This is a genomic window from Acidiphilium sp. 20-67-58 (genome assembly GCF_002255515.1).
Classification (GTDB): Bacteria; Pseudomonadota; Alphaproteobacteria; order Acetobacterales; family Acetobacteraceae; genus Acidiphilium.
Window position 1 is genome coordinate 50,147 of record NZ_NCAS01000003.1, and the last position, 11,756, is coordinate 61,902.

At 70.5% G+C, this 11,756-nt stretch carries 12 protein-coding genes; 4 read left to right on the forward strand and 8 right to left on the reverse strand.

Translation table 11 applies throughout. The features are described 5' to 3' along the window. Positions 1-14 precede the first annotated feature (14 nt). Both dksA and B7Z76_RS02235 read right to left on the reverse strand, forming a co-directional pair. A complete protein-coding gene (gene dksA / locus B7Z76_RS02230) occupies positions 15-431 on the reverse strand; it encodes an RNA polymerase-binding protein DksA (protein ID WP_174504515.1) in 417 nt (138 codons plus the stop codon). 121 nt (positions 432-552) lie between these two features. Beyond that, positions 553-948 (reverse strand): flagellar assembly protein FliX, encoded by a 396-nt coding sequence (locus tag B7Z76_RS02235; protein ID WP_174504516.1) that lies wholly within the window; start codon positions 946-948, stop codon positions 553-555. 122 nt (positions 949-1,070) lie between these two features. On the opposite strand from B7Z76_RS02235, the gene B7Z76_RS02240 reads away from it, so the two are divergent. The 4 genes from B7Z76_RS02240 to B7Z76_RS02255 all read left to right on the forward strand — a co-directional run bounded on the left by B7Z76_RS02240 (position 1,071) and on the right by B7Z76_RS02255 (position 4,169). After that, positions 1,071-2,237 (forward strand): flagellar basal body P-ring protein FlgI, encoded by a 1,167-nt coding sequence (locus B7Z76_RS02240; protein WP_291341871.1) that lies wholly within the window; start codon positions 1,071-1,073, stop codon positions 2,235-2,237. Continuing rightward, entirely contained in the window at positions 2,234-2,665 is a 432-nt protein-coding gene (locus B7Z76_RS02245) for a rod-binding protein (protein ID WP_291341872.1), read from the forward strand. Before B7Z76_RS02240 ends, B7Z76_RS02245 begins: the two co-directional genes overlap by 4 nt. After that, positions 2,662-3,069, forward strand: coding sequence for a hypothetical protein (locus B7Z76_RS02250; protein ID WP_291341873.1), 408 nt, complete (start codon positions 2,662-2,664; stop codon positions 3,067-3,069). Before B7Z76_RS02245 ends, B7Z76_RS02250 begins: the two co-directional genes overlap by 4 nt. A gap of 77 nt (positions 3,070-3,146) precedes the next feature. Beyond that, a complete protein-coding gene (locus B7Z76_RS02255) occupies positions 3,147-4,169 on the forward strand; it encodes a glycosyltransferase family 4 protein (protein WP_291341874.1) in 1,023 nt (340 codons plus the stop codon). A gap of 51 nt (positions 4,170-4,220) precedes the next feature. Here B7Z76_RS02255 and B7Z76_RS02260 read toward each other — a convergent pair whose 3' ends face one another. From B7Z76_RS02260 to B7Z76_RS02285, 6 genes are all read right to left on the reverse strand, one after another. Further along, on the reverse strand, positions 4,221-5,960 hold the full coding sequence (locus B7Z76_RS02260) for an ATP-binding protein (protein WP_291341875.1): 1,740 nt from the start codon (positions 5,958-5,960) through the stop codon (positions 4,221-4,223). 227 nt (positions 5,961-6,187) lie between these two features. Further along, positions 6,188-6,820, reverse strand: coding sequence for a VC0807 family protein (locus B7Z76_RS02265; protein WP_174504522.1), 633 nt, complete (start codon positions 6,818-6,820; stop codon positions 6,188-6,190). Beyond that, positions 6,817-8,742 carry a S9 family peptidase gene (locus B7Z76_RS02270; protein WP_174504523.1) on the reverse strand — a complete coding sequence of 642 codons (1,926 nt, stop codon included), beginning with the start codon at positions 8,740-8,742 and terminating at the stop codon, positions 6,817-6,819. Before B7Z76_RS02270 ends, B7Z76_RS02265 begins: the two co-directional genes overlap by 4 nt. Before the next feature lie 204 nt (positions 8,743-8,946). Further along, a complete protein-coding gene (locus tag B7Z76_RS02275) occupies positions 8,947-9,738 on the reverse strand; it encodes an ABC transporter permease (protein WP_174504524.1) in 792 nt (263 codons plus the stop codon). After that, positions 9,735-10,334, reverse strand: a complete 600-nt coding sequence (locus B7Z76_RS02280) for an ATP-binding cassette domain-containing protein (RefSeq protein ID WP_291341881.1) — start codon at positions 10,332-10,334, stop codon at positions 9,735-9,737. Before B7Z76_RS02280 ends, B7Z76_RS02275 begins: the two co-directional genes overlap by 4 nt. A 4-nt stretch (positions 10,335-10,338) precedes the next feature. Continuing rightward, positions 10,339-11,745, reverse strand: a complete 1,407-nt coding sequence (locus B7Z76_RS02285; protein WP_291341883.1) for a dipeptidase — start codon at positions 11,743-11,745, stop codon at positions 10,339-10,341. Between the last annotated feature and the right edge of the window lie 11 nt (positions 11,746-11,756).

Consider the following 11,756-nt stretch of genomic DNA (forward strand, 5'->3'; position numbering starts at 1 on the left):
GCGGTCTGCAGCACTCAGTCGTCCCGCTGGATGCGTTCCTGCCGCTCGTGGCGTTCCTGCGCCTCGATCGACAGGGTCGCGATCGGCCGCGCCATCAGCCGCTTCAGCCCGATCGGCTCGCCGGTTTCCTCGCAATAGCCATAGGTGCCGTTCTCGACCCGCGCCAGCGCCTGGTCGATCTTGCCGATCAGCTTGCGCGCGCGGTCGCGGGTGCGCAGTTCGAGCGCGCGGTCGGTCTCGACGCTCGCGCGGTCGGTGATGTCGGGCTCGAGGATGCCGCCTTCGGACAGGCTGGCGAGGGTTCCGTTCGCCTCCATCAGCAGGTCGTGCCGCCAGCGGAGCAGCTTCTGCCGGAAGAACTCGACCTGGGTCGGGTTCATGAACTCTTCATCATCGCTCGGGATGTAGTCCGGTGCAAGAGTAATTAACATGACTGTCACTTCCTCCAACGCACGGGCCCCGGGGTCAGTAAGGGTGAGGCCTCAGGCTGGCGGCTTATACCCGTGCCGACCGCCGCCGCCAAGGGCGGGGAGGGTGCAATTCACCTTATGGTCACAACCTGCCGTGGCGGGCGAGCTCGACCCGCGCGCGCAGGCGGATGGCGCCGACGATGGCGCGCAGCGCCGGGTCGGCCGGCAGCTCGATCTCTGCAGCACTCCGCGCCAGCGCGTCGAGATCCGGCGCGCCGCCGCCGAGAACCGCCCGTTGCAACGCGGCCAGCGCGCCGAGCGCGCGTTCGCCGGCGCGTTTCGCTGCTCCCTGCCGGCGGGCCTCGCCGCCCTCGTCCTGCAACCCGATCAGCGCGGCGATGCTCACCGGGGCGAGGGCGGCGGTGGCGTGCTGCGCCGGGGCGGCGAGGCTGAAGCTCTCGCCGGCCGGCCGCGCCGTGCCGCCGCGCGCGGTGCCGCCGATGCCGCCCGGCCCGCCCAGTCCTGAAACCCGTGTCATCCTCACCTCCCTGGGCGCCTCGCGCGGGCGCGCCGCTTTCCTTCGGTCAGCCTGTCTCATAGAGGCAAAATATTAACCTTTTCCTGCGAAACTGCGTCCTGTGACCAAAATGATCGCGCCAGATGAACCTGAATTTCACCTCGGATTTCGCTGATATCTGCCTCCGCGGCCGCCATCGCTGGCGCGCGGCAATTCTGCTGCTCTGGGCAGCTTTCTATCTGCTGTTCGCCTGCGCGCGGCCGGCCTTCGCCGAGGTGCGGATCAAGGACATCACCGACATCCAGGGGATCCGCAACAACCAGCTGGTCGGCTACGGGCTGGTGGTCGGTCTCAAGGGCACCGGCGATTCGCTCAACAACTCGGTGTTCACCCGCCAGTCGCTGATCGGCATGCTCGAGCGCCTCGGCGTCAACACCCAGAGCCAGGCGGCCAACCTGCAGACCAAGGACATCGCCGCGGTGATGGTGACGGCGAACCTGCCCGCCTTCGTCCATAGCGGCGAGACGATCGACGTCACGGTCTCGGCGATGGGCGATGCGACCGACCTGACCGGCGGCACCCTGCTCGTCACCCCGCTGCTCGGCGCCGATGGCCGGGTCTATGCCGTGGCGCAGGGCTCGCTGGTCACCGGCGCGATCCAGGCGGCGGGGGCGAACGCCTCCTTCACCCAGGGCGTGCCCACCGTCGGCCGCATCACCAATGGCGCCATCGTCGAGCGCTCGGTGAATTTCAAGCTTGCCGCGCAGAAGCAGCCCAAGCTCGAACTGCGCAACCCCGATTTCACCACCGCGACGCGCATTGCCCAGGTCATCAACGCGCGGCTCGGCCCCGGCATCGCCACGGTCGACGATCCGCGCACCATCACCCTCGACCTCGAGGGGCGCAACGTCGTGCAGAACCTCGCCGATATCGAGGATCTGCGGGTCCAGCCCTCCACGCCGGCGGTTGTCGTCGTCGACGAGGCGACGGGCACGATCGTGATGGGGGCGAATGTTCGCATCAGCACCGTCGCCATCGACGAGGGCAACATCACCGTCACGGTAAAGAACACCCCGGTGGTCAGCCAGCCCAACGCGCTGGCCGGCGGCAACACGGTCTCGACCGCGCAGACCTCGATTTCCGTCAAGAAGGGGAAAGGCAAGAGAATGGACATCGTCCAGGGCAATATCAGCCTGCAGCAGCTGGTCTCCAGCCTGAACGCGCTCGGCGTCGCGCCGCACGACATGATCAGCATCCTCCAGGCGATCAAGGCGGCCGGCGCCCTGCAGGCGCGGCTGGTCGTGCAATGAGCCTGAGCCCGATCCCCGGCGCCGCATCGGCCGTTTCACTCGATCAGCTCACCAGGCCCGTAGCAACCCCGCCCGCCCGCGGCACCGCGCCGATGAGCAATCAGGCCATCGTCCAGGCCGCCCACAAATTCGAGGCGATGGCGATCGCCCAGCTGCTCAAGCCGATGTTCGCCTCCGCCGGCTCCGCCGCGGCACCGTTCAGCGGCGGCGCGGTGGAAAAATCGTTCCGCCCCTTCTTCATCAACGCGGTCGCGAAATCGATCGAGGCGCGCGGCGGCCTCGGCCTCGCGCCGATGATCGAACAGGCGCTCCTGGCCGAGCGCGACAGCACCAAGCCCCAGCCCGCCACGGCGACCTCCCCTTCCAGCTCCGTCCCCGCCCCCGGCGGATCGGTCGCCCCATCCTCATCCCCAGGAGCCGGATCATGAACACCGAAACCTCGCCCTGCGGCCCCATCGCCGCCGCGGACGCCCTTGCCGCCATTCTCGAGGAAGAAAACCGCCGTCTTTCCCTGCACGATTTCGCCGCCAGCGCCACGCTGGAAGCGGCCAAGCGCGGGGCCATCGCCGCGTTCGAGGCGGCGGTGGAAGCCGGCGCGAAGCTGCCGCCGCGCGAGCGCCGGCAGGCCGAGGCGGCGCAGCGCCGGCTGGAGAAGGCGGTCAGCGCCAATGGCGCGCTCCTGCGCGATGCGATCGAGACCCAGCAGCGCGTGATCCGCACCGTCATGCAGGCGCTCGACACCAGCCGCGCCGCGGTCGAGCCGCTGCAATCCTATGCGCAGGACGCCGCCGGCAGGCCGGTTCCGCCGGTCGCCTTCAACCTGCGCGCCTGATCGCGCCACACCTCTCCGACACGCCTCTCTGGCATGCCTCTCTGGCCAGATCGGGGCGGCTGTGGCATGGCCGGCAAATGAAGCTGATCCTGATCACGGAAGCCCCGTTCGACTCGGTGACCGGGGCCTCGTTCTACCATCGCCGCCTGCTCGCCGCCTGGCGCGAGGCGGGCGGCGGCGTCGAGATCTTCGCGCTCGATCAACCGATCGGCCCCGATTTCGCCGATCGGCTGCGGCCAGATGGCCCGATCCTGCTGGAGGGCGCGGCCTTCGCCCATGCCCGCGCCGCGATCCCGGCGCTGCAGGCGCGCGGCGCCTTCGCCCTCATCCATCACCCGACCTCGCTCGAACCCGGCACGCCGGAAGATGTGCGGCAGGCGTTCAAGTCGCTGGAGCGGGAGGCGTTGCCCGGCTTCGCCCGGGTCATCGCCGCGAGCGAGCCGATCGCCGGGCGCCTGTCCGCCGAATTCGGCGTGCTGCACGACCGGATCAGCGTTCTCGTCCCGGGCACCGACCGCTACGAATGCCGCACGCTCAACCCGGTCCTGCCCGATGGCAGCCCCTGCGCGGTGCTTTCCCTCGGCACGCTGACCTATCGCAAGGGGCACGATGTCCTGATCCGCGCGCTCGCCTCGCTGCACGATCTCGACTGGCGGCTGGTGATCGCCGGCGAGCTGCGCGACCCTGATTATGCCGAGGGTCTCGACCGGCTTGCCGCCGAGCTTGGCGTCGCGTCGAGGGTGGAGCGGCGGGGCCCGCTCACCGGCAGCGCGCTGGAGAATGCCTGGGCCGAAGCCGATCTCTTCGCCCTCGCCACCCGCTTCGAGGGGTTTGGCATGGCGGTCGCCGAGGCGATGGCGCGGGGCCTGCCGGTCGCGATCACCGATGGCGGTGCCGCCGGCGAACTGGTGCCGACCGGGGCCGGCATCGTCGCTCCGGTGGATGACGTGGCCCAGCTGGGCAAGGCGATGCGCCGGCTCGTCTTCAGCCCCGCGCTGCGGGCGCAGATGGGGGCGATCGCCTGGAAACACGCGCGCGGCCTGCCCCATTGGCCGGACCAGGCCCGGGCGCTGCGCGGTCTCGCGCTCGCGGCGGCCTGACCGCCGCCGCCCGGCATAGCATCGGCCTGACCGCCGCCGCGCGTCGCCCACTCATCCTATCGGCGGTTTGTCATCATCGCCGTGCAGCAGGAGAAAAAGCTGCCGGCACAGGCACTCGAAGGTGAATGGCTTGCGCAGCATCGCCGTCCGCGCCGCCCCATCCCCTGTCACCGAATCTCCTGCCGCCACCTCTCCCGCCTCCTCGGCGAGCCCGGTGACGAACAGCACCGGCAGATCCGGCCGCATCTCGCGCGCGCTGGCGGCGAGGGCGAGCCCGTTCATCGCGCCGGGCAGGCCGATATCGGCGATCAGCAGGCCGATCGTCGCATCGGCGCGCAGCCAGTCGAGGCCGGATTCGGCCTCCGCCGCCTGCCGCACGGCAAATCCCTGCTCGCCCAGCATGTCGGCCAGCAGCGACCGCAGCGCGTCCTCGTCATCGACGATCAGCACCACGTCGCGCCCCGCCGGCAGGCGTGAGGCGAGCGGGGCCACCTCGGCCTGCGTCTCTGTCGCCGGTGCGGCCGGCATGTCCGCGGCGGGGCAGGGGATGAACAGGTCGACGGTGGTGCCCTCGCCGATCCGGCTGGCGATCTCGACATGCCCGCCCGATTGCTGGACGAAGCCATAGACCATCGACAGGCCGAGCCCGGTGCCCTGGCCGGCCGGCTTGGTGGTGAAGAACGGCTCGAAGGCCTGCGCCATCACCGCCTCCGTCATGCCTTTGCCGGTATCGGCGATGCCGATCCGCACATACGCCCCTTCGCCCCGGCGCTGGCCGCGTGGCGGCGGGCCGAGCATCGCGTTGGCCGCCGCCAGCGTCAGCACCCCGCCCTCCGGCATGGCGTCGCGCGCGTTGATCGCGAGGTTGAGCAGCGCGTTTTCCAGCTGGTTGCGGTCGCAGAAGCCGGGCCGGATATCGGGCGGGCAGATTGTCCGCACCGCGATTGCCGGCCCCGCCATGCGGTCGATCAGCTCGTGCATGTCCTCGATCAGCGCGGGGATGTCGATCGCGGCGGGGGCCAGCGTCTGCCGCCGCGCGAAGGCGAGCAGGCGCTGGGTGAGGCCGGCGGCGCGGGCGGCGGCGCTGCGCGCTCCTTCGAGATACGACCGCGCGACCGCCATCTCACCCTGCTCCAGCCGTGCCGCCAGCATGTCGAGATTGCCGAGGATCCCGGTCAGGATATTGTTGAAATCATGCGAGATTCCGCCGGTCATCTGGCCGATGGCGTCCATCTTGTGCGCCTGCCGCAGCTCCGCCTCCACCGCCGCGCGCCCGCGCACCTCCGCCGTGGTGTCGCGCAGCACGACATGCGCGCCGTCGATCCGTCCGGCGCCGTCGATGATCGGTACCGAGGACAGGCCCAGCCAGACCCGCTCCGGCCTGCCGTTGCGGTCGGCGACGAGGCAATGATCCGGCAGGATCACGCATTCGCCCTCCAGCGTCCGGCGCAGAATGTCGAGGATGAGCCGCCGCACCCCGCCCGGCGCCTCGCGCGCCATCCGCCCGAGGCTGTGCGGATGCCACCGCCCGAGCAATGCGGCGCAGGCATCGTTGTAGATCAGCACGCCCTCCTTGCCCCACATGGTGGCGATGGCGGTCTGCGAGGCGCAGATCAGCTCGATCCGGCGGCGGCGGATCGCCGGCCACGAGCCGATCGGCCCGAGCGGCGTGGCCCCCCAGTCAAACGCCTCGATCAGCGCGCGCAGCGGGATCGGCGCGGCTCGATCGGGCTGCGGCGCGTGCACCTGGCTGACGCGCGCCAGGGTCAGCGGAATGGAACCGACCGTCATGTTGTGTTCGCCTCCATCCTGCGATGCGGGCGGATCCCGCCGCAGGCTTGCCACCATCGGAGTGGCCGTTCGGACGCCGCGTTCCGCATCGCGGTCCCTGCCGGCCCTCACGCACGGTCCTGGCACTTCAGCGCCCGTCCATGCGGGTCAGTATATGGGACTTGGCGAAAACATTACAAATTAATAAGATAAATTTTAATAAAGATAAATTATTCCGCCGTGGCGCCTCACTCCCCGATCAGCCCGGCCTTCTCGGCGGCGCGGCCATAGAGGAAGGTCCACAGCATGAGCAGCCCGATGGTCGCGTAGCCGACGATCGGCCCGACGATGAGAAACCGGCCGACCGGCAGCGAAAACACCAGCACGCTGCGCACCGCCGTTTCCACCACCAGCCCGATGCCCCAGACGATCGTCATCACGCTCATCACCCGCCGGAATCCCGGCTGGTCGCGATGCGCCTCGAATTCCGCGCTGTCCTCGGCCGATTGCCGCTTCAGGCTGGCGCTGGCGAGCACATAGATCAGCGGCCGGCGGATCAGCGCCGAGCCGATGAACACGAGGCCGATCAGCCCGGTGATCAGCGATTCGCGCATCAGCAGCAGCTTGGGCGAGCCGCCGAGCGCGAAGCCGACCAGGGACAGCGCGATGCCGCCCAGCACCATGACCGAAATCGCATCCACCCGCCGGTGGCGCGCGAATTCGACGAGACTCCAGACGATCGGCGGCGCCGCCGAGGCCATGATCGCGTGGATCTCGCCGACATGCGGCTTGCTGAAATGATAGACCGTCCAGGGCAGCAGGAAATTGAACAGGATTTCCAGCGCCATCATGACGCGCTTGCGGGTGACGATGCCCTTCATCGCAGGATGTCCGCCCCTTCGAGGAGTTGCGCCGTCGAGCGGCCGATCTCGTCCGCCGCCAGCGCCTCCGCCCGCCCGCCGAGATGGGCGGCGAGGAAATGCTCGGTGATCGCGTTGAAGGCGATGCTGTTTTCCGGCCGCGCGAACCCGTGCCCCTCGTCGGGGAACAGCACGTAAGTCACCGCGATGCCCTTCGCCTTCAGCGCCGCCACCATCTGGTCGGATTCCGCCTGGTTCACCCGCGGATCGTTCGCCCCCTGGCCGATCAGCAGCGGCCGGGCGAGATGCGCCGCCTGGTGCACCGGCGAGCGCTCGCGCAGCAACGCCGCCCCCTCCGGCGTTGCCGGGTCGCCGAGCGCGCGGGTGAAGATGCTGCGCCCGGCCTCCCAATAGGGCGGAATCGTCGCGAGCAGCGTCTCGAGATTGGACGGGCCGACAATATCCACCCCGCAGGCGTAGCGCTCGGGGTTCCGCGTCATCGCGGCCAGCGTCGCGTAGCCGCCATAGGAGCCGCCCATGATGGCGATCCGGCTCGGATCGGCGATGCCCTGGCCGATCGCCCAGTCCACCGCATCGAGCAGGTCGTCATCCATTGCCCGGCCCCATTCGCGGTCGCCGGCCGTGAGGAACGCCTTGCCGAACCCGGTCGAGGCCCGGAAATTGACCGACAGCACGGCATAGCCCCGATTGGCCAGCCATTGGTGATACGGGTTGAACCCGAAGGAATCCCGCGCCCACGGCCCGCCATGCACCAGCAGCACCAGCGGGCGCGGCGCATCCCCCCCATCCGGCGGCACGGTGAGGTATGACACGAGCGACAACCCGTCCCGCGCGGCGATCACCACCGGGCGCATCGGCGCGAGCGTGGCTTCGGCAAGATCGGGGCGTGTGTCGTAGAGTTTTTCGAGCTGGCGGCTCTCGCGGTCATACAGCCAGGCGACGCCCGGCGCCGTGTCCGAGGCGGCGCCGACGATCCAGAACCGGTCGTCCTCGCTGCGCGACTGGATGCCCCAATCGCCGATCCCGGCGGCGTCGAGCGCGTCGAGATCCGGCTGGATCGCGGGATCGAGCGCCACGTAGCGGTTGCGCTCGTAATTCACCCCATAGGCGAGCGGCGTGTTCTCGTGCAGCCGGACGATGATCTCGCCGATATCCGCCCGCGCATCCTCGGCAAGCAGCGTGGCGTCGCCGGTCTCAAGGTCGAGCCGGAACAGTGCGGCGGTATCGCGCCCCGCGCTGCTCAGCATCAGCGTCGTCCGCCCATCGGTGGTGAACAGGCCGAGCACGCCCGAGGTCATCGCGTCTTCCGGCGCGAACCGCATGAACGGCGACCAACCGCCGGCGCCATCCGGGCGCAGCACCGTCTGGCTGCCGTCGCCCTCCAGCCGCGCGGCGAGGCGCAGGGCGAAATCCTCGTCCACATCGAAGCCGGCGAGGCCGGGATTTTCCGCGATCATCGTCGCCCGCCCGGTCGCGATCTCGATCCGGTAGAGATCCGGCCATTGCGGGTCGCGCGCATTGTGGCTGACCACCGCCTCGCCGGGATGGCGGCGGGAGAGCTTGACGATGCTCGCCTGGATCGGCCCGTGCGGCGTCAGGTCGCGCATCGCCCCGGTCTCGCGGTCGACGGCGTGGAGATGGAAATTCTCGTCCCCGTCATTGTCCTTGACCACGAGCAGATGCCGCCCGTCATGCGCCCAGGCATAGCCCGGAATGCCGCGCCGCCGCTCGTCGGTCAGCGGCTGCGCCGCGTCGATCCGCCCGCGCGGGGCGACGAACAGGTTCAGCACCCCGTTGCGCGGCGCGAGAAAGGCGATCGTGCCCCCATCGGGGCTGATCTGCGCCCCCGCCCGGCGCGGATTGCCGAACAATGCGGCGCGCGGAATGAGGGGGAGGGCGGTGGTGTTTGTCGTGCGGTCCATGTGGACGTCCTATCGGAGATCGCGTCGCGGCGAAACCGCCGCGCCATTCAGTGCGGCGAAACCGCCGCGCCATTCAGTGCGGCGAAACCGCCGCGCCATTCAGTGCGGCGAAACCGCCGCGCCGGTCAGTGCGGCGAAACCGCCGCGCCATTCAGCGTGGCGAAACCGCCGCGCCGGTCAGTGCGGCGGTTTCGCCGCCGGGGCTCAGTGCAGCCGGTCGAGCCGCAGCCGCTCGCGCTCGTCGGTCAGCCGCCGTGCCGCGAAATAGGCCGCGCCCACGGCGGCGATGCCGGTCGCCCCGGCGAGCAGGAACATCAGCATGATCTGGTATTTCACCGCCGAAACCGGCGACAGCCCGGCCAGGATCTGCCCGGTCATGATGCCGGGCAGCGTCACCAGCCCGGCGGCGGACATGGTGTTGACGATCGGCAGCATCCCCCGCCGCACCGCCTCGCGGATCAGCGGGCGCATCGCGTCGCGGAAACGCGCCCCGAGGGCGAGCTGCGCCTCGATCGCGGCGCGCTCGCGCGTCACCGCCGAGAGCAGCGCGTCGAGCGAGAGCGAGGCGGCGTTGAGCGCGTTGCCGAGCATGATCCCGGCGAGCGGAATGGCATAGCGCGCGGCATACCAGGGTTCCGGGCGGATCGCGGTGGCGAGCGCGAAGATCGCGGTGATGAAGGTGGCCAGCGCCACGGCCGACAGCCCGGCGATCTGGTTGCCGTAGCGCACGAGCCGCCGCTCCGGCCGCGCCGCGACCTCGCGCCCCGCGATCGCGACCATCAGCAGGATGATGCCGAGCGTGAGCAGCGGCGCCTCGGCGGCGAAGACGAAGCGGAGCAGAAACCCGATCAGCAGCAGCTGCACCGCGCAGCGCGCCGCCGCGACCAGCAGCTGCCGGTGTAGCCTGAGGCCGAGCAGCACCGAGGCCAGCGCATCGACCAGCACGAGCGAGGCGGCGATCAGCAGGTCCGCCGGGGTGAGATCGATCGGGGTCATGCGAGGTTCAGCCGCCCGCCTTCGAGATGCATCCGGTGCGCGCCGAGCCGCTGCGCCTGCGCCTCGTCATGCGTCACCATCACGATCGCGGTGCCGGCGGCGAGCCGCAGCGCCAGCAGCGTCTCGACCAGCCCGGTCGCCTTCGGATCGAGCGCGCCGGTCGGCTCATCCAGCAGCAGCACATCGGGCCGGGGCAGGATGGTGCGGATCAGCGCGAGGCGCATCCGCTCGCCGGTCGACAGCCGGTGGATCGCCTGGTCGAGCAGCGCCGGCGCCAGGGCGAGCTGCGGCATCATCTCCGCTGCCGCCGCGCGGTCGGGGAAATGGGCGGCGGCCGCCTCGTGCCACCAGCCCGGCTCGGCCGGCAGATAGGCGACGCGCCGCCGCCAGGACGGTGCCGGCATCGCCGCGCGGTCGGCCCCTCCCAGCGTCACCCGCCCCTCATGCGGGTCGAGATCCGCGATCATCCGCAGCAGCACCGATTTGCCCGCGCCGGACGGCCCGGTGATCGCCACCGCCTCGCCGCGCCCGAGGGTGAGGTCGAACGGCCCACCCGCTGCGCCGCGCAGGCCGGCGGCCTCCAGGAAGCCGGCCACCGCCTCAGCCGGCGAAGGCGGCGAGCATCCGCGCCTCCGCCCGCATGCCGCGATGAAAGCAGCGCATCTCGAATTTCTCGTTCGGGCTGTGGATGCGGTCATCGTCGAGCCCGAAGCCGACCAGCAGGGTCTTGAGCCCGAGCTGCCGCTCGAACGCCTCGACCACGGGGATCGACGCGCCGCAGCCGGCCAGCACCGGCGCGCGGCCGAATTCCCGCTCCAGCGCCGCCCGCGCCGCGCGCACGAAGGGCAGATCCACCGGCACCACCAGCCCGGCCGAGGCGCCGTGCACCTCGAACCGCGCCGTCGCATCCGGCAGCAGCCGCGCGGTGACGAAATCCTTGAACCCCTCGACCACCTTCGCCGGGTCCTGCCCCGGCACCAGGCGGAAGGTGAGCTTCGCACCGGCCTCGGCGGGAATCACCGTCTTGGTGCCCTCGCCCTGATAGCCGCCGAAAATCCCGTTGATCTCGGCGGTCGGCCGCGCCCAGTTCTGCTCCAGCGCCGAGAACCCGCGCTCGCCGCTGGCATGGCGCAGCCCCACCCCGCCGAGCCAGGCGGCCTCGTCGAACCCGCTCGCCCGCCACGAGGCGAGCACATCCGCCGGAATGTCGAGAATCCCGTCATAGAAGCCCGGAATCGCCACCCGCCCGTCGGCGTCGAACAACTCGCCCAGAATCCGCGTCAGCGCGCGGATCGGGTTGAGCGCCGGCCCGCCGAACAGGCCGGAATGCAGGTCGCGATCGGGCCCTGCAATCCGCACCTCGACCGCCGCGAGCCCGCGCAGGCTGGTGGTGATCGCCGGGGTCTGCCGGTCCCACATGTTGGTGTCGGCGACGAGCACGAAATCCGCCTTCAGCGCGTCGCGCTCGGCCTCCAGCAGGGCGGCGAGCGAGGGGCTGCCGCATTCCTCCTCGCCCTCCAGCAGCACGGTGAGGTTCACCGGCAGGCCGCCCGTCACGTCGAGCCAGGCGCGCACCGCCTCCAGCACCATCATCACCTGGCCCTTGTCGTCCACCGCCCCGCGGGCGACCACGCGCGCCCCTTCCGGATGATCGACCAGCACCGGCGCGAACGGATCGCTCTCCCACAATTCCAGCGGATCGGCGGGCTGCACGTCGTAATGCCCGTAATACAGCACGGTCGGCGCCTCCGGCCCGGCGTGGTGATGCGTCGCGATCACCCCGGGCAGGCCCCTGGTCGCCGACAGGTGCGCCGCGAAACCCATCCCCGCGAGCAGGTCGCGCATGTGCGACGCGGCGCGCAGGCAATCCGCCCGGTGCGGCGAGGCCTCGGTCAGTCCCTGCGCGCTGATCGAGGGGATCCGCAGCAGCTCGAACCAGCGCCCGCGCGCGCTGTCCAGCTCCGCGTCGATATGGGCGAGAACGTCGTCGATCCTGTCGTTGCGCATCGGCTATCCCC

Bases quoted from the DNA above. Each gene is read 5' to 3' on its own strand.
- dksA (WP_174504515.1), bottom strand. From the start codon at position 431: ATGTTAATTACTCTTGCACCGGACTACATCCCGAGCGATGATGAAGAG.
- B7Z76_RS02235 (WP_174504516.1), bottom strand. From the start codon at position 948: ATGACACGGGTTTCAGGACTGGGCGGGCCGGGCGGCATCGGCGGCACC.
- B7Z76_RS02240 (WP_291341871.1), top strand. From the start codon at position 1,071: ATGAACCTGAATTTCACCTCGGATTTCGCTGATATCTGCCTCCGCGGC.
- B7Z76_RS02245 (WP_291341872.1), top strand. From the start codon at position 2,234: ATGAGCCTGAGCCCGATCCCCGGCGCCGCATCGGCCGTTTCACTCGAT.
- B7Z76_RS02250 (WP_291341873.1), top strand. From the start codon at position 2,662: ATGAACACCGAAACCTCGCCCTGCGGCCCCATCGCCGCCGCGGACGCC.
- B7Z76_RS02255 (WP_291341874.1), top strand. From the start codon at position 3,147: ATGAAGCTGATCCTGATCACGGAAGCCCCGTTCGACTCGGTGACCGGG.
- B7Z76_RS02260 (WP_291341875.1), bottom strand. From the start codon at position 5,960: ATGACGGTCGGTTCCATTCCGCTGACCCTGGCGCGCGTCAGCCAGGTG.
- B7Z76_RS02265 (WP_174504522.1), bottom strand. From the start codon at position 6,820: ATGAAGGGCATCGTCACCCGCAAGCGCGTCATGATGGCGCTGGAAATC.
- B7Z76_RS02270 (WP_174504523.1), bottom strand. From the start codon at position 8,742: ATGGACCGCACGACAAACACCACCGCCCTCCCCCTCATTCCGCGCGCC.
- B7Z76_RS02275 (WP_174504524.1), bottom strand. From the start codon at position 9,738: ATGACCCCGATCGATCTCACCCCGGCGGACCTGCTGATCGCCGCCTCG.
- B7Z76_RS02285 (WP_291341883.1), bottom strand. From the start codon at position 11,745: ATGCGCAACGACAGGATCGACGACGTTCTCGCCCATATCGACGCGGAG.